Source organism: Paracoccus sp. SCN 68-21 (assembly GCF_001724535.1).
In the GTDB taxonomy this organism is placed as follows: domain Bacteria; phylum Pseudomonadota; class Alphaproteobacteria; order Rhodobacterales; family Rhodobacteraceae; genus Paracoccus; species Paracoccus hibiscisoli.
Genome location: NZ_MEES01000015.1, coordinates 37578 through 52638, shown reverse-complemented (window position 1 = coordinate 52638; position 15061 = coordinate 37578). Strand labels below are relative to the sequence as shown.

The 15061-nt window shown below is 66.6% G+C and carries 13 protein-coding genes and 2 pseudogenes; 4 read left to right on the top strand and 11 right to left on the bottom strand.

Features of this window, described 5'->3' with window-relative positions; genetic code table 11:
- Positions 1-160: 160 nt before the first annotated feature.
- The 3 genes and pseudogenes from ABS73_RS07005 to ABS73_RS06995 form a co-directional block, all read right to left on the bottom strand.
- Positions 161-593, bottom strand: a pseudogene (locus ABS73_RS07005) (transposase); the annotation flags it as partial.
- Positions 584-1353: pseudogene (locus ABS73_RS07000) on the bottom strand (integrase core domain-containing protein). The pseudogenes ABS73_RS07005 and ABS73_RS07000, both read right to left, overlap by 10 nt.
- A gap of 56 nt (positions 1354-1409) precedes the next feature.
- On the bottom strand, positions 1410-1817 hold the full coding sequence (locus ABS73_RS06995; RefSeq protein WP_277018118.1) for a DUF3572 domain-containing protein: 408 nt from the start codon (positions 1815-1817) through the stop codon (positions 1410-1412).
- Between ABS73_RS06995 and ABS73_RS06990 the strand changes: the two genes are divergently transcribed.
- The 3 genes from ABS73_RS06990 to ABS73_RS06980 all read left to right on the top strand — a co-directional run bounded on the left by ABS73_RS06990 (position 1808) and on the right by ABS73_RS06980 (position 4344).
- Positions 1808-3196 (top strand): diguanylate cyclase, encoded by a 1389-nt coding sequence (locus ABS73_RS06990; protein WP_277018117.1) that lies wholly within the window; start codon positions 1808-1810, stop codon positions 3194-3196. The two genes, ABS73_RS06995 and ABS73_RS06990, sit on opposite strands and share 10 nt — an antisense overlap.
- 69 nt (positions 3197-3265) lie before the next feature.
- Positions 3266-3676, top strand: coding sequence for a DUF983 domain-containing protein (locus ABS73_RS06985; protein WP_277018116.1), 411 nt, complete (start codon positions 3266-3268; stop codon positions 3674-3676).
- Positions 3673-4344: an NUDIX hydrolase gene (locus ABS73_RS06980; RefSeq protein ID WP_277018114.1), complete on the top strand. Its 672-nt coding sequence runs from the start codon at positions 3673-3675 to the stop codon at positions 4342-4344. Before ABS73_RS06985 ends, ABS73_RS06980 begins: the two co-directional genes overlap by 4 nt.
- Positions 4345-4350: 6 nt before the next feature.
- Here the strand turns inward: ABS73_RS06980 and ABS73_RS06975 are convergent, their stop codons facing one another.
- The 8 genes from ABS73_RS06975 to ABS73_RS06940 all read right to left on the bottom strand — a co-directional run bounded on the left by ABS73_RS06975 (position 4351) and on the right by ABS73_RS06940 (position 13703).
- Entirely contained in the window at positions 4351-5121 is a 771-nt protein-coding gene (locus ABS73_RS06975; protein ID WP_277018112.1) for an enoyl-CoA hydratase-related protein, read from the bottom strand.
- A gap of 63 nt (positions 5122-5184) precedes the next feature.
- Positions 5185-5664, bottom strand: coding sequence for a cytochrome c-type biogenesis protein (locus ABS73_RS06970; protein ID WP_277018109.1), 480 nt, complete (start codon positions 5662-5664; stop codon positions 5185-5187).
- Positions 5661-7625: a heme lyase CcmF/NrfE family subunit gene (locus ABS73_RS06965; protein WP_277018107.1), complete on the bottom strand. Its 1965-nt coding sequence runs from the start codon at positions 7623-7625 to the stop codon at positions 5661-5663. Before ABS73_RS06965 ends, ABS73_RS06970 begins: the two co-directional genes overlap by 4 nt.
- 100 nt (positions 7626-7725) lie before the next feature.
- Complete coding sequence (locus ABS73_RS06960; protein WP_277018106.1) at positions 7726-8265, bottom strand: holin family protein; 540 nt, start codon at positions 8263-8265, stop codon at positions 7726-7728.
- Positions 8256-8867 carry a holin-associated N-acetylmuramidase gene (locus tag ABS73_RS06955; protein WP_277018104.1) on the bottom strand — a complete coding sequence of 204 codons (612 nt, stop codon included), beginning with the start codon at positions 8865-8867 and terminating at the stop codon, positions 8256-8258. The genes ABS73_RS06960 and ABS73_RS06955 overlap by 10 nt, the downstream gene beginning before the upstream one ends.
- Before the next feature lie 95 nt (positions 8868-8962).
- Positions 8963-9412, bottom strand: coding sequence for a cytochrome c maturation protein CcmE (gene ccmE / locus ABS73_RS06950; RefSeq protein ID WP_136855271.1), 450 nt, complete (start codon positions 9410-9412; stop codon positions 8963-8965).
- A gap of 21 nt (positions 9413-9433) precedes the next feature.
- The gene (locus ABS73_RS06945) at positions 9434-10246 is read right to left on the bottom strand and encodes a glutamate racemase (protein WP_277018101.1); all 813 of its coding nucleotides are present in this window, start codon (positions 10244-10246) and stop codon (positions 9434-9436) included.
- 67 nt (positions 10247-10313) lie between these two features.
- Positions 10314-13703: an indolepyruvate ferredoxin oxidoreductase family protein gene (locus ABS73_RS06940; RefSeq protein WP_277018099.1), complete on the bottom strand. Its 3390-nt coding sequence runs from the start codon at positions 13701-13703 to the stop codon at positions 10314-10316.
- Positions 13704-13864: 161 nt separating this feature from the next.
- On the opposite strand from ABS73_RS06940, the gene ABS73_RS06935 reads away from it, so the two are divergent.
- Positions 13865-14770, top strand: a complete 906-nt coding sequence (locus ABS73_RS06935) for a LysR family transcriptional regulator (protein WP_277018098.1) — start codon at positions 13865-13867, stop codon at positions 14768-14770.
- Positions 14771-15061: the final 291 nt, after the last annotated feature.

The window sequence follows — 15061 nt, the reverse complement described above, 5'->3', positions numbered from 1 at the left end:
GCTTAATGTCGACCGCGAAGATGACACTGCTCCCGGCAAACGATGTCCCATCGCCAAGAAAGACCTTGCAGAACGACATGCGATTAGATGACGGTCTGGGTCGTTTGCGGCAAGAATCATCGTAGAGAGGAGTATTTACTGGCTTCGGTCATGTCGTGCCGTGTCGGGTCGCGACACGCTGCCAATCCTTCAGACGCTCGAAGATGAGCTCGCTGCGGTTGCGCCGCTTGTCGTATTTCACGGCTTTCTTGCTAGACTACCGTCCGGGGATACGGACACTTGTCCCCCTGATGGATTTTGTTAACCAATTAGCATCATGGCCTCTGTCAGCTAGAAGCCAGCCCGCTTTCGGCAGGCTGCCCAGCAGAGCCGCAGCGCCGGTATAATCGCTGACTCGGCCGACCGATATGTAAGACCCGGTCCGCTGCCCTTTGGCATCGGCAACAGCGTGCAGTTTGGTGTTTATGCCGCCCTCTCTCAGGGAAACACATCCCCAAACTGTTTCCTGATCCTCGAACTGCGTCCGATCTGGCGGCCGCGCCACACTTTTTGGCCCGCAGGCCGCAAGCCATGCGATGCGCCTTCAGATAGCTGTGTTCAGTCCCGGCATCTGGTTGATCGGGGTTGGGATTACTCTGTCTGGCTCGGATGTCCGGATCTTGCAGATGTATTTGTAGGGCGTGAGCCCTCCGAGGGTCTTGAGCCCGTGGGCGAAATTGTAGGCTGCCATGACGACCGCCAGGAGTGTGCGGAGCTGGTCGTGTTCGTCGTAATGGAAGCGTTTGACGGTCGCGTCCTTGATCGGGCGACGCGTCCGCTCGATCTGCCCATTCGTCCATGGGTGGTTTGGCTTGGTGAGGCGATTTTCGATCCCGGTGGCCTCGCGGATCATGTCAAAGCGCATGGGCCTGGAATAGATGCTGTTCCGGTTCCGAGGCTGCTCAGCGACCTGAATGCCCCTCGCCATCGGGCTTGAGCCGATGGCGCCGCAATGGCTCATCGCTGCAGGCACCGATGCAACGCCGAGCGCGTCGGATGTGGGATCGTCGGTGGCAGGGCATAGAGGCAGTCATCCAACGGCAGCGGCCAGTGCCGACGAAAAGCGACGACGGGCGCTTCCCCGGCCTCGGTCAGACTCGTCGATCGCGGTTCCTTTGGCCCGGTCTTGAGATCCTCGACCGTCTTACGCTTTCGCCACCGTCTTCTGACTGATGCCCATCTCCCGGCTCAGCGTCGCGGGCGAAGCTTGCGATCATTCGGGCCGGGCCCTCGGACCGATGGCGGGCCGGCCCTCATTATCGCGGCTCTGACGGCGCGCGTAGTCGTGGCGCTTCCATGGCGAACCTGGCCCACAATGCTTCCTTCCATTCCAGCGAAAGGATCGCACCATGAAACCTGGGATCAAACACTTAGTCGGCCTCCCAGCCATAGCTGCCGGGGCCCGACAGCGCGGTGCGTGCCGCCATGATGTCCTGCGGACGCAGATGAAGGGCTTGCGCAAAGCTCAGGATGCGATCATCGTCCTCCACCAGAAAATCCAGCAGGAACAGGGCTACCTCGGGTCGGGTGGCGATGTCGCGCAGGTCTTTGGGACGCAATCCGGCCTGGTCCATGAAGCGGGCCAGATCCTGCGGACGGTCGACCAGTTCGATCAGCACCCGTGTCGAAAGGTCGGCGGCCTGAGGGACGGAATACGCCATGTCTCTTGTCTTTTCCCGATTTCGTGAAGGCATGCTGCCCGGAAACTCTTTGTTAAGCATTTTAGACGAGATTGAAATGAAGATGTCAGGATTCTCTGGATAGATCGATGACAGCACGTATCATGGTTGCAGATGGGGTTTCGACGGTGCGGATCACGCTCAAGGTCCGGTTGGCTGCCGTGCGCTATGACGTGGTGGCGGTGGGGTCGGCCGCGCAGCTGATGTCGCAGCTGGACGCGGTCATCCCCGACCTGATTATCCTGGGCAGCGGGTTTCCCGACGGCTCGGCACTTGACGTCTGCGCGAGGCTGGCACGCGACCGACGCCTGTCAGAGGTTCCGGTGCTGATGCTGACGCGCTCGGACCAGCGCCTCGCCGCGCTGCAGGCTGGCGCGACCGCAACGCTGGAGCCCGATGTCGACGATCAGATGCTGATGGCGCGCATCCGCAACATCCTACGCCAATCCGACGCCTCTCAGGAGACGCAGATGGGCATGGCCGAGGCGCAGGCCGGGTTCGATCACGGCGACCGGCCCTTGATCGTGCTGATCGCGGACAATCCAGCCCGCGCGCAGCGGTGGCGGCAGATGCTGTCCGAACGGATGGCCTGCCGCTTTGCCATCCGCGACCCGGATGAGGCGCTTGGCGCCGCCTCGGCGGGGCGGACGGCCGATCTCTACCTGATCGCGGCGGATATCCGCGAACCGGGCGATGGGCTGCGGCTGCTGTCAGAGCTTCGTTCTCGGCCGGGGTCGCGCGATGCGGGCTTTGTCATGGCGATCGGTCCGGACCGGGCCGACCTGACGGCCATCGCCCTTGATCTGGGGGCGGGCGACGTGATGCCCGACAGCCTGGCCACGCCCTCGGCTGCGCAAGCCGCGGCCATGTCGCTGCAGATGCTGCTGTCGCGCAAGTCGCGCAGCGATCAGCGCCGCGCCGAGGTTCAGCGCCATATGCTGTGGGCGATGACCGATCCGCTGACCGGGCTGTACAACCGCCGCTATGCCCTGCCAAAGCTGGCCGAGATCGCCCGCGAGGCCGCCATGACCGATCGTGGATTTGCGGTTCTTGCCATCGACCTGGACCATTTCAAGGCGGTCAACGACAGCCACGGCCACACCGCCGGAGACGCCGTCCTGGCCGAGGTGGCCCACCGCCTGCGCGACGCCGTCGGCCCCGAGGGACTGGCCGCGCGCATGGGCGGTGAGGAATTTCTGGCCGTCGTGCCCGATTGCACCCCGACCCGCGCCGCGGATCTGGCCGAAACCCTGCGCCTGGCGGTGCAGGCACGCCCGATCGCCCTGCCCGGTCTGTCCGGTGGGGGCACCGTGGGGGTCACCGCGTCGGTGGGCATGGCTTTGGTGGTCCCGGTTCAGGACGTCTGGCCCGAACAGATGGCGCGCATCGCGCTGGAGCGGGCCGACCGCGCGTTGCTGGCCGCCAAGGCCGGGGGGCGCAATCGCGTCGTCTGCGCACAGCCCGAACGTGCGGCATAGGCGGCCCTTTCCAGCGGTCCCGCATGCGCCTAGAGTTGCGGGATACGCTGCCCGCAAAGGACCACGCCCATGACCCCTGCCACCCGGCACGACCCCGATCTGCCCGCCGAACGGCCCACCGGTCAGGCGATGCTGCGCGGCGCGCGCGGACGCTGCCCGGCCTGTGGCGAGGGGCGGCTGTTCACCCGCTATCTGAAGGTCGCGGATGATTGCCCGGATTGTCACCAGGCGCTGCACCATCAGCGGGCCGATGACGGGCCGGCCTATCTGACGATCCTGATCGTGTCGCATCTGGGTGCGCCGATCCTGCTGGCCTCGTTCATCGCGTGGCGGCCCAGTGCGATGACCATGATCCTGTCCTTCGGGCTGGGTGCCATTGTCCTGTCGCTGGCCATGCTGCCGGTGATCAAAGGGGGCATGGTCGGCCTGCAATGGGCCCGCCGGATGCACGGCTTCGGGGACGAAGGCGCGCACGCATGAGCGATGCCATCCGCGATGCCGCGACGGTATTGGTCCTGCGTCGCGATGCGGCAGGACCGTCGGTCCTGATGGGGATGCGGGGGGCGTCGGCGGCGTTCATGCCGTCGAAATACGTCTTTCCCGGCGGTGCGGTCGATGCGGCGGATGCCGATGTCGCGCTGGCGCGCCCCCTGGCGTCGCGCTGTCACGACCGCCTGATGGATGAGGGCGGCCCCACGCCCGACACCATCGCCGCCGCCGCCCTGCGCGAACTGGCCGAAGAGACCGGCCTGCTGATCGGCCGGCCCGGCGGTCCGCCCTGCCCCTGGCCGGGACACGCCGCGGCGGGGCTGACCCCCGACGCCGCGCCGCTGGTCTATCTGTTCCGGGCAATCACCCCGCCGGGACGACCCCGCCGGTTCGACGCGCATTTCTTTGTCGCCGATGCAGCCAGCATCGCGGGCGATCCCGACGATTTCAGTGCCGCCTGCGACGAGTTGTCCCATCTGCATTGGGTGCCCCTGGCCCAGGCCCGCGCGCTGGACCTGCCCTTCATCACCGAGGTTGTCCTGGCCGAACTGTCGGACCTGGTCCGCGATCTGCCGCCCGATCAGCCCCTGCCCACGCCCGCGACGGTGCCGTTCTTTGACAATCGCGGGCCTGCGCCGGTCTTTCGCCAGATCGCCTGACGCGGCCTAGCGCCCGGTAAAGACCGCCGGGCGTTTCTGCAGGAAGGCCGCGACCCCTTCGGCGAAATCGGCGCTGCGCCCGGCCTGACCCTGCAGCCGCGCCTCCAGCGCCAGCTGCGCGGTCATGTCATTCCCCGATGAGGCCGCCAGCGCCTCGCGGATCGCCAGAAAGGCGCCGGTCGGGCCCTTGGCCAATGCCTGCGCCCGGGCGGCGACGCCTGCGGCAAAGGCATCGTCCGGCAGCGCCTGCCAGATCAGCCCCCAGTCCGCCGCCTGCGCGGCGCTGACCGGCTCGGCGAACAGCATCATTCCCATGGCGCGCGCGGTCCCCACGGCGCGGGGCACGATCCAAGTGCCGCCCGCATCGGGGATCAAACCGATCCGGGTGAAGGCCTGGATAAAGCTTGCGCCCTCAGAGGCGATCACCACATCGGCGGCCAGTGCCAGGTTCGCGCCCGCCCCTGCCGCGACGCCATTCACGGCGGCGATCACCGGCACCGGACAGCGCGTGACGGCGGCCAGCATCGGCTCGTATTCGTCGCGCAGCGTGCGCTCCAGATCCAGCGCCGCGCCGGCATCGGTCAGATCCTGGCCCGAACAGAAGGCCCGGCCCGCGCCGGTCATCACCACGGCCCGCACGCTGGCATCCAGCGTGGTCAGGGCCTGCGTGATCTCGGCGCGCATGAGGCTGTTCAGTGCGTTCATCACCGCGGGACGGTTCAGGGTCAGCGTGGCGACCCCGTCATTGACCGCGAATAGGATGGTCTGGAAACTCATGCAATCCTCCCTTTTTCCGGGGATCATGCAGGAAAACACAGCTGGCGAAAGCGCGACCCCGCGTCAGGAGCGCATGATCTCGTCCAGGCGCTTGCGTTCGGCGGCGTCCAGGGCCCGGACCTCGGGCGCGGGGCGGTTGCGCCCGCGCAGAAAGCCCCAGGCCGTCAGCGCCGCGATCAGCGCCATCAGCGGGGCGGCGAACCACAGGATCAGGTTGGCGCCGGTCTGACGCGGCTCGAACAGGACGAACTCTCCGAAACGGTCGGCGACGGCGTCGATCACCTGATCGTTGCTGTCGCCCTCGACCAACCGCTCGCGCACATACAGGCGCAGATCGCGGCTGATGGGCGCGTTGGATTCGTCGATATTCTCGCCCTGACAGACCGGACAGCGCAGCTTTTGCGAGATCTCTCGCGCACGCGACTCCAGCGCGGCATCGGGCAACACCTCATCGGGCTGGACGGCCAGCGCGGGCGTCAGCGACAGGGCCAGGATCAGGATCAGGGCCAGGATCAGGGCCGCGCGCGATGCAACGCCCCTCATTCCGCAGGCACCGGGTCGCGCCGCGCCGGTCTGGCAGCACCCGCCGCCACGCGATAGCGCCGGTCGGTCAGGCTGATCAGCCCGCCAAGCGCCATCAGGATCGACCCGCCCCAGATCCAGTTGGCGAAAGGTTTGACATAGGTGCGCACCGCCCAGCCCCCGCCGGGCTGTTCGTCGCCCAGGACGACATAGAGGTCGCGCCAGAAGCCATAGTCGATCGCGGCCTCGGTCGTGGGCATGCCCTGCACGGGATAGACGCGCTTTTCCGGGCGCAGGGTGGCAACGGGGCGGCCATCGCGGCTGGCCTCGATCACCGCCTGCTGGGCGTAGAAATTCGGCCCGTCGGCCCGCACCACGTCGCGCAGCACCAGATCATAGCTGCCGACGCGGAAGGGCTGGTCGATCTCGGCCACGCGGACATCCTCGACCTGCCAGGCCTGGATCAGGGCCACGGCGATGAAGGTGATGCCCAGGCCCGCATGGGCCACCGCCTTGCCCCAATCGGCGCGCGGCAGGCGCAGCAGGCGCGCGGCGCCCGAATTTCCGGTCCGCTGCCACAGATCGGCCAGCGCGCCGAACACCAGCCACGACCCCAGTCCGGCTCCGATCACCGCCAGCGCCGAATGGCCGGTCGAGACGGCAAAGACCAGCGTCATGATCGCGCCCGTCAGGATCAGCGGGCCGCGCAGCGGTCGGAGGCTGCGCGCCATGCTGCCACGTTTCCACGGCATGATCGACCCGATGGGCAGCGCCAGCGCCAGCACCACCATGAACGGCGTGAAGGCCTGGTTAAAGAAGGGTGGGCCCACGGACAGCACCCGGCCCCAGACCATCTCCGCGATCAGCGGCCACATCGTGCCGATGAACACGACGAAGCAGGACACCGCCAGCAGCGCGTTGTTCAGCACCAGCGCCCCCTCGCGGGAGACGGGGGAAAAGACACCCTTGGCGATCATCGTGGGCGCCCGCACCGCGTAGAGAGTCAGCGCCCCGCCGGTAAAGAAGACCAGAATGCCCAGAATGAAGATGCCGCGTTCGGGGTCGTTGGCAAAGCTATGGACCGAGGTGATGAGGCCCGAGCGCACGATGAACGTCCCGATCAGCGAAAAGCCGAAGGCCATGATCGCCAGAAGGATCGTCCAGCTTTTCAGCGCCTCGCGTTTTTCGACGACGATAGCCGAGTGCAGCAGCGCCGCGGCCAGTAGCCAGGGCATGAAGCTGGCGTTTTCGACCGGGTCCCAGAACCAGAAGCCGCCCCAGCCCAGCTCGTAATAGGCCCACCAAGAGCCGAGCGCGATGCCGATGGTCAGGAACACCCAGGCCGCCAGGGTCCAGGGACGCACCCACCGCGCCCAGGCCGCGTCCACGCGGCCCTCGATCAGGGCGGCGACGGCAAAGCTGAACGCCATCGAGAGGCCGACATAGCCGAGGTACAGAAACGGCGGGTGAAACGCCAGGCCCGGGTCCTGCAGCAACGGGTTAAGGTCGCGCCCGTCAAAGGGCGGATTTCCCATGCGCCAGAAGGGGTTGGAGGTGAAGATGATGAAGGCGTAGAAGGCCACCGTGACCGAGGCCTGCACCCCCAGAACCCGCGCCCGCAGGCTGGGCGGCAGGTTGCCGCCGAACAGCGCCGCGGCCGCGCCGAACAGCGCCAGGATCAGCACCCAGAGCAGCATCGAGCCCTCATGGTTGCCCCAGACACCGCTGATCTTGTAGATCAGCGGCTTGGCGGTGTGAGAGTTCTCATAGACCAGCCGGACCGAGAAATCGGACGTGACAAAGGCCACGGTCAACGCGGCAAAGCTGATGGCCATCAGCACCAGTTGCGCCAGGGCTGCGGGGCGGGCGCTGTCCATCCAGCCGTGCCAGCCCTTGGCCGCGCCGATCATCGGCACCGTCATCTGATAGATCCCGACCATGAAGGCCAGGATCAGGGCGAAATGGCCTAGTTCAGCGATCATTTGCGGGCATCCTCTGTTGCCCACAGCATAGAGTCGGGACGAAGGCGGGAAAAGCCCCCCCTTCGTCCCGATCCATCAGTTTCCCGTGCAGGGCTGCGGCCTATTCGCGCAGCGACGCCAGCCAGTCGCGCAGCGCGGCGTTATCGGCAAAGTCGTCATCGGGCCGCGCGACTGGGGCGGCCACCGGCGCGGGGGTAGTGCCGGGGACGATGGTGGTCTCCTCGGTCACGCGGGCGGGCCAGACGCGGTGGCGGAAATGATGCGCCTCGCGGGCGCCGAAATAGAACCCCACGATGGCCCCCAGCAGCCACCACAGCGGCTCGGGGACGCGCTGCAGCCCGTCCATGCGCAGGGCAAAGCCCACCGGCTCTGCCATCGCATAGACGAACAGACCCATCGTCCCCAGGGCCAGCAGCGGCCGTGGCAGCCGGTTCAGGGCGTTCACAAAGCCGTCGAACCAGCCCTGGCGCGGCACCATGAACTCCTGCCCGTGCTGGCCGATGGCGCGGGCATAGGCCTCCTCGTCCAGCTCCATCCGGCGGGTGGCGTTCTGGGTGAAGACCTCGGCCATGCCGGTCGCGGCGCTGCCAAGCGCGGTGATGGAGGGCGCAACCCCCAGAAAGCGGTCGATCAGGCCCATTTCGACGTCCTCGTGCGGTGTTCGGCATCGGTCAGGTGATAGCGGGGGGCGATGAACTCCTCGGCGCGGGTGATCCAGCCGCCCTTGCCGCCCGATTTCGCGCGGGCGAACTTGCGGCTGGCGGGACGCTGATCGGCCAGCGCGTAATAGTAGTTGCGTCGCGCAATGCCATAGGCATCCGCCAGATGCTGCGGCGCGGCCTGAGCGGCATCCGTCACGGCGGCGATAGTGCGCGGACCCACGACGCCGTCATCGGTGGCGCGAAACCCCATGCGCGTCACCAGCCGCTGCAGGATCTTGACCGCATTGGCGCCCGCATTGACATACATGTCAAAGACGCTGGCCTGCAACGGGCCGGGCAGTTCAGCCAGGCGCGGCTTGCGGAAGTAATGCTCGACAAAAATCTGCTCGGCCTGGGCGCGGGTCAGGTCGCGGACGTCGGCGGCGTCGACGCGTCCGTCGCGGTTCAGGTCCATCCCCAGGGCGCGCATCGTGCCGATGGTCACGCCGTAATTCGTGGCCCCGCCCGGATCGTCCGGGTCGTTCACATAGCCGCCCTCGCGGGCGACGATCTCTCGGGCAATCTGTTCGACGCTTGGCATGGCATCCCCCTTTTCGTCGCGCGACCGGGGTCCGGCCGCATCGGGGGATGCTGGGGCGGGCGGGTTAACCTGTCGTTAACCCTGCGCGCGTTGCGTCAGGTGCCGGGCTCCTGATAGACGCCGGTGGCCTTGAGCGTCTCGACCACCTCGCGCGGCATGTAGGTCTCGTCGTGCTTGGCCAGGATCTCGCGCGCCTCGAAGCGGCCGTCGCGATACCAGCCCTTGGCGATGGTGCCCTGCCCCTCGCTGAACAGATCCGGGCGCGGAGAGCCGCCGACATAGGCCACGGGTATCTCGACCGCGCCATCGGTGATGACGAAGTCAAAGGCCACGCCCGTGCCGTTCACGATCGAGCCCTCCTTGACCAGCCCGCCCAGCTGAAAGAACTCATCGGGTTCCGGCGCCGCTTCGCTGACCTGGCTGGGCGAGCGATAGAGGTTGATCCCGTCGCTCATGGCGTAACCGATCAGCCCGGTGGCCACCGTCAACGTCACGGCGGCGGCCGCGATGATCTGGATGCGGCGCTGTTTCTTGAGGGATTTCATGCCGGCCATGGGGTTCTCCTGTCAGGCGGTCTGGAACGCTATCGCGCGGCGCAGGAACTGCGTGGCCTTGCCGCCGACCCGGACCGGATCGCCGGTGGTCAGATACTTCGTCTCGGTGCCGCTGCCCAGGAATTCGGGGCGGCGCGTCAGGTAGTCGGCCAAGCTCTCGGCGACCAGCCCCGCTTGGCTGAACACCTTGACCTGGGGGCCCAGGGCGCGCTGGAACGCGTCCTCCATCAGCGGATAATGGGTGCAGCCCAGCACCGCGGCCTCGGGGTGGGGCATGCGCCGCTTGAGGGCCTCGACATGGCTGGTGACCAGCGCCTCGGCCAGCTGCTCGTCGCCCATCTCGATGGCGTCGACGACACCCGCGCAGGGCTGGGCCTCGACATCGACGCCCACGGCGCGGAAGGCCAGCTCGCGCTGAAATGCCCGGCTGGCGACGGTCGCGGGGGTGGCGAACAGGGCCACGTTGTTCACGGCCACGCGGCGGGGCGGCGAATTGTCGCCCCAGTTCCGCTCGGTCAGCGCCTCGATCATCGGCACAAAGACGCCCAGGACCCGCTTGTCCGCAGGCAGCCAGGTCTCCTGCATGCGCTTCAAGGCGGCGGCGCTGGCGGTGTTGCAAGCCAAAATCACCAGATCGCAGCCCTCGGCCCACAGCCGCTCGACGCCCTGGCAGGTCAGATCAAAGATGTCGTCGGCGGTGCGTACGCCATAAGGCGCATGCGCATTGTCGCCCAGATAGACCAGCGGCAGGTCGGGCAGACGCGCGGCAATGGCGCGGTGGACGGTCAGACCGCCCAGTCCCGAATCAAACACCCCTACCGCCATGGTCAGACCTCCCGCTCCGCGTGGCGCCCTTCATAAGGGGCCAGGCGGGATTTGGAAATGATCCAGATCATTCAGCGGCTTCACGGATGGGTGCGTGACCGGCGCGCAGCTGGGCCCACAGCTCGGCCCGACGCTCGGCCGCCTGATCGGCCGCCTTGTCCTTAACCGGGCCATAGCCGCGCACGCCCAGGGGCAGCTCGGCCAGCTCGATCGCGACCGGCATCATCGCGTCGGTGACGGTCGCAAACAGCTGCGCCATGTCGGCCTCGTATTCCCGGATCATCGCCCGTTCGCGGCGGCGTTCGGCGCTGTAGCCAAAGGGGTCCAGCGGCGTTCCCCGCAGCCCCTTCATCGCGGCCAGCACCCGGAACGCGCGCAGCATCCAGGGGCCGAACTCGCGTTTGCGGGGACGGCCGTTGGCGTCCGTGCCGGTCAGCATCGGCGGCGCCAGATGCAGCGACAGGCGGACATCGCCCTCCCACCGGGCGGCGACCTGTTCGGCGGTGGTCAGATGCAGTCGCGCGACTTCGTATTCATCTTTATACGCCAACAGCTTGTAATAGCTTCTTGCGACGCTGTCGCGCAGGGCCGCGGGCGCCGCATCGACCAGCTTGCGATAGCGTTTGGCCAGCCGCCGGCCCTGATAGCCGACCAGCCGGTCGGCCCGATAGGCCACCGGATCGACCGGCAGCGCGGTGACCTCTGCCGGCTTGCGGACCTGATCGGGAAAGGCCACGGCCCACCGGCCGATCTGGAAGGCGCGCTGGTTCGCCTCGACGTGGGCGCCGTTCAGGCGGATCGCCTCCATGATCGCCTCAAGCGACAGCGGGATCAGCCCCTGCTGCCAGCACCCCCCCAGAACCAGCATGTTCGAATAGATCGAATCCCCCAGCAGCCGCAGCGCCAGATCATTCGCGTCCAGAAACGCCACGCGGTCGCCCAACCGCGCCTGCAGCGACAAGCGCAGCCGGTCGGACGGCACCTGGAAATCGCGAAAGCGGGTGAAATCGCCGGTGATGATCTCGTGGTCGTTCACCACGGCCCCGGTGCGGCCCTGCGTCATCAGGCCCACGGTCTTGGCCCCCGCCGTCACGACCAGATCGCCGCCGATGACGCAATCGGCCTCGCCTACGGCCACGCGGATGGCGCTGATGTCCTGGGGCCGTTCGGCCAAGCGCAGGTGGATGTGCACCGCGCCCCCCTTCTGGGCCAGACCCGCCATCTCCATCATGCCCGCGCCCTTGCCGTCCATATGCGCGGCCTGCGCCAGCACCGCGCCGATGGTCACGACGCCCGTGCCGCCGACCCCCGTGATGACGATGTTATGCGTTCCGTTGATCACCGGCAGCGCGGGCAGCGGCAGGTCGGGCAGATCGAACGCTTCGGCCTTGGGCTTGCGCAGCTTGCCGCCCTTGACCGAGACGAAGCTGGGGCAGAAGCCGTTCACGCAGCTGAAATCCTTGTTGCAGCTGGACTGGTCGATCTGGCGCTTGCGGCCCAGTTCCGTGTCCAGCGGCACGATCGACACGCAGTTCGACTGGACCGAACAGTCGCCGCAGCCCTCGCAGACCTCGGGGTTGATCCAGATGCGGCGGTCGGGGTCGGGGAACTGACCCTTCTTGCGCCGCCGCCGCTTCTCGGCCGCGCAGGTCTGCACATACAGGATCGCGCTGACGCCCGGCACCGTCTCCAGATCGCGCTGGACGGTCATCATCGCGGCCCGCTCCTCGAACCGCAGGCCCTTGGGGAACTGGGCCTGATCGACGTCCTCCTTTTCGTCGTGCACCACGACGACGGTACCAACGCCCATGGCGACCAGCTCGCGGGCGATCTGCGGGGCGGTCAGGCCGCCCTCGTTCGGCTGCCCGCCGGTCATCGCGACAGCGTCGTTATAGAGGATCTTGTAGGTGATGTTCGTGCCCGCAGCCAGTGCGGCCCGGATCGCCAGCAACCCAGAATGATTATAGGTTCCGTCGCCAAGGTTTTGAAAGACATGATTTCTGGTGCTGAACGGCGCCTCGCCAATCCAGTTGGCACCCTCTCCGCCCATATGGGTGACGCCCTCGGTCTCGCGGCCCATCCACTGCACCATGTAATGGCAGCCGATCCCGGCATAGGCGCGGCTGCCCTCAGGCAGCCTGGTCGAGCTGTTATGCGGACAGCCCGAACAGAACCACGGCGTGCGGGTCGCAATCTCGGGGGCGTTGTCGTTGCGGCGCACTGCGTTCAGACGATCCAGCCCGGCGCGCAGACGCTCGGTCCCGCGCCCTTCCTCGATCAGGATGCCGCCGATCTTCTGCGCGATCATCACCGGGTCAAGGGCATAGCGGACGGGGAAAAGCTCCTCTCCGGTGCGGTCATGCTTCCAGCCATGAACGCGGCGGCCGTGGCGGTTGTCAAAGATCGCCTCCTTCAACTGGACCTCGATCAGCTTGCGCTTTTCCTCGACGCAGATGATCAGCTCCAGATTCTCGGACCACTCCTGAATCGACTTCATGTCCATCGGCCAGGTCTGCCCGACCTTGTAGGTGGTCAGACCCAAACGCTCGACCTCGGCCTCGTCGATGCCCAGCAGGGACAGCGCATGGACCAGGTCCAGCCAGTTCTTGCCCGCCGCGACAAAGCCGATCCGCGCCCCCGTCTTGCCCCAGACCTTGCGGTCGATGCGGTTCGCGCGGCTGAACGCCTCGGCCGCCCACCGCTTGTGGTCGATCATCCTCGCCTCCTGCGCGACGGGCGTGTCGCCAAGACGGATGTTCAGCCCGCCCTCGGGCAGCACCCGGTCAGGCGTGACAAACTGAAGTCGGAACGGATCGCCGTCGACGACCGATGTCGCCTCGACCGTGTCCTTCATCGTCTTCAGACCGGTCCACACCCCCGCATAGCGTGACAGCGCAAAGCCATACAGGCCGTAATCCAGGATCTCCTGCACCCCGGCAGGCGACAGCACGGGGATATAGGCGTCGATCATCGCCCAGTCCGACTGATGCAGCACGGTCGAGCTTTCGCCCGTGTGATCGTCGCCCATCGCCATCACGACGCCGCCGTGGCGCGACGATCCGGCCATGTTGCCGTGCCGCATCACGTCGCCCGACCGGTCGACGCCCGGGCCCTTGCCATACCACAGCGCAAAGACGCCGTCATGGCGCCCCTCGCCGCGCAGCTCGGCCTGCTGGCTGCCCCAGATGGCGGTGGCGGCCAGATCCTCGTTCAGGCCGGGCTGGAACAGCACCTGCGCCGCGGCCAGCCGCTTGGCCTCGCGGGTCATCTGCAGATCGACGCTGCCCAAAGGCGATCCGCGATAGCCGGTGACAAGCCCCGCCGTATCCAGTCCCGCCGCTTTGTCGCGTGCCGATTGCATCAGCATCAGCCGCACCAATGCCTGCGTCCCGTTCAACAGCACGTGTTTCTTCGACAGATCGAACCGATCCGCCAATGAGAATTCTTGCTTGCTCATCACCCTCTCCTCCCATGCCCAAAGGCCTCCGCGGGTATTATAGGTCAGAATTACTGACCGACGAAGCGGAAATTCTTTCCTTGGCGTGACCTTGCCGGAATCGCAGGGGCAGGTTAGGTCTGCAAAAAGCGCATGGCTGTTATGACAGGATTGTAACCGGGATGGACTGGGACAAGCTCAGAATCTTTCACGCGGTGGCCGATGCCGGCAGCCTGACGCATGCGGGCGACACCCTGCATCTGTCGCAATCGGCCGTCAGCCGCCAGATCCGGGCGCTGGAGGAGGCGCTTGGGACGACGCTGTTCCATCGCCACGCCCGCGGCCTGATTCTGACCGAGCAGGGCGAATTGCTGTTCGAAGCGACGTCCTCCATGTCGCGCAAGCTGGACGGCGCCTCGGCCCGCATCCGCGACAGCGAGGAAAACGTCTTTGGCGAACTGAAGGTCACCGCCACCGTCGGTTTCGGCACGCTGTGGCTGGCCCCGCGCCTGGTCAAGCTGTACGAGAAATTCCCCGACCTGCGCATCGACCTGCTGCTGGAGGAGCGCGTCCTGGACCTGCCCATGCGCGAGGCCGACGTCGCCATCCGCATGAAGGAGCCCAGCCAGTCCGACCTGATCCGTCGGCGGCTGCTGAACATCCGCATGCGCCTCTATGCCAGCCCCGACTATATCGCGGCGCGCGGCAACCCGGCGACACTGGCCGAATTGTCCAACCACCGCCTGATCTGCCAGAAACCCGACCAGCCCCAGGTCGCCGCAGGCGCACGTCTGGTGCAGGAACTGATGGCACAGAATGTCGGATCGACGCTGACGGTGAACAACTATTTCGGCGTGCTGCAGGCGGTTCTGGCCAATCTGGGCATCGGCGTCCTGCCGGATTACCTGACGGCGGACCACCCGTCGCTGGTCCGCGTCTTTCCCGACGTCGAATCGGGCGAAGTGCCGGTGTTCCTGGCCTATCCTGAGGAACTGCGCCAGACCCGGCGGGTCGCGGTGTTCCGCGATTTCGTCTTGGACGAGATCCAGGCCTATCGCCGCCATCAAAGCGAGGCCGGACAGGCCTGACCTGCCCAAGACAAAGGCATTTCGCGACGCCGATTCGGCAAAATACAGCCTATGCGTGTAGCCATTACGCCACTGCATGGCCGCTATGCTGCATCTGCAGCCCCAAATGTCTTGAAGCGTTCACACTCTGCACATAGATCGGGCGAAGAAGGCGATGTTGAGCGTAATCGCTTATCACCTTCTACCTCCCTGTTGGACTTGAGCCGGGCCTCGTGCCCGGCTTTTTTTTGTCCCGGGCCCTGTCGCTGCGGCCTTTCCATGCGCGTCGCCAGCGCCTAAAAGGCGCGTGAT

Excerpts from the sequence above, each read along its gene's own strand:
- ABS73_RS06990 (WP_277018117.1), top strand. The coding sequence starts at position 1,808 with ATGACAGCACGTATCATGGTTGCAGATGGGGTTTCGACGGTGCGGATC.
- ABS73_RS06985 (WP_277018116.1), top strand. The coding sequence starts at position 3,266 with ATGACCCCTGCCACCCGGCACGACCCCGATCTGCCCGCCGAACGGCCC.
- ABS73_RS06980 (WP_277018114.1), top strand. The coding sequence starts at position 3,673 with ATGAGCGATGCCATCCGCGATGCCGCGACGGTATTGGTCCTGCGTCGC.
- ABS73_RS06975 (WP_277018112.1), bottom strand. The coding sequence starts at position 5,121 with ATGAGTTTCCAGACCATCCTATTCGCGGTCAATGACGGGGTCGCCACG.
- ABS73_RS06970 (WP_277018109.1), bottom strand. The coding sequence starts at position 5,664 with ATGAGGGGCGTTGCATCGCGCGCGGCCCTGATCCTGGCCCTGATCCTG.
- ABS73_RS06965 (WP_277018107.1), bottom strand. The coding sequence starts at position 7,625 with ATGATCGCTGAACTAGGCCATTTCGCCCTGATCCTGGCCTTCATGGTC.
- ABS73_RS06960 (WP_277018106.1), bottom strand. The coding sequence starts at position 8,265 with ATGGGCCTGATCGACCGCTTTCTGGGGGTTGCGCCCTCCATCACCGCG.
- ABS73_RS06955 (WP_277018104.1), bottom strand. The coding sequence starts at position 8,867 with ATGCCAAGCGTCGAACAGATTGCCCGAGAGATCGTCGCCCGCGAGGGC.
- ccmE (WP_136855271.1), bottom strand. The coding sequence starts at position 9,412 with ATGAAATCCCTCAAGAAACAGCGCCGCATCCAGATCATCGCGGCCGCC.
- ABS73_RS06945 (WP_277018101.1), bottom strand. The coding sequence starts at position 10,246 with ATGGCGGTAGGGGTGTTTGATTCGGGACTGGGCGGTCTGACCGTCCAC.
- ABS73_RS06940 (WP_277018099.1), bottom strand. The coding sequence starts at position 13,703 with ATGAGCAAGCAAGAATTCTCATTGGCGGATCGGTTCGATCTGTCGAAG.
- ABS73_RS06935 (WP_277018098.1), top strand. The coding sequence starts at position 13,865 with ATGGACTGGGACAAGCTCAGAATCTTTCACGCGGTGGCCGATGCCGGC.